The sequence below is a fragment of the Enterobacter sp. RIT637 genome, from assembly GCF_019718755.1.
Classification (GTDB): Bacteria; Pseudomonadota; Gammaproteobacteria; order Enterobacterales; family Enterobacteriaceae; genus Enterobacter.
The window spans coordinates 1-554 of record NZ_JAIHAZ010000141.1; the positions used below are offsets into that span (position 1 = coordinate 1).

Sequence of the window (554 nt, forward strand, 5' to 3'; positions counted from 1 at the left end):
GTGGACCAGTCGGGCCTCGGCGTCTTCCGGGAATGACCGACGTAATAATGAATCAATGCCAGGGGCATCAATCCCAATTTCAACTCGAATCAGCATGGCTCACCTACTGAAGTGTGTTTACTTTCGGGCGGGGTTTTCAGCCCCGCCTCAACGAAATCGGCCATTTGCATCAGCACCGTGCGCAGCGCCTTCGGCATCTGATCCAGCTCAATGGCATCCATTAAATTTTTGACGTACAGGCCAAGCTCAGTATCCCCTTCAATCACCAGACGACGCTGGAAGAAGAGGGTATCCGGGTCCTGCTTACGCGCAGCGATCATCAGCAGATCGCTGGCATTCGCGCTGAAACTGACATCCGCCGGGGCGGAATCACTGACCATCAGCTTGCCATTCTCAACGGAGGTAAACCAGCACAGTCCGATGTCACGCACCTCGATGCGTAGCCAGCGCCCGTCGAGAAACTCCAGCTCCCCCTCTTCCAGCGCCTGGCGGAACTGCCAGCTCAGCACCTGCTGAATCACCTGGCGTTTAAGAGCGAACGGCGTGAGTTTGAC

General features: G+C 56.3%; 1 protein-coding gene and 1 pseudogene. Both read right to left on the bottom strand.

Features of this window, described 5'->3' with window-relative positions; genetic code table 11:
* A pseudogene (locus K5E19_RS23650) lies at positions 1-96 on the bottom strand (GNAT family N-acetyltransferase); the annotation flags it as partial.
* Positions 90-554, bottom strand: a 465-nt coding sequence (locus K5E19_RS23655; RefSeq protein WP_221553363.1) for an SCP2 domain-containing protein, incomplete at its 5' end; no start/stop codon positions are given. The gene K5E19_RS23655 and the pseudogene K5E19_RS23650, both read right to left, overlap by 7 nt.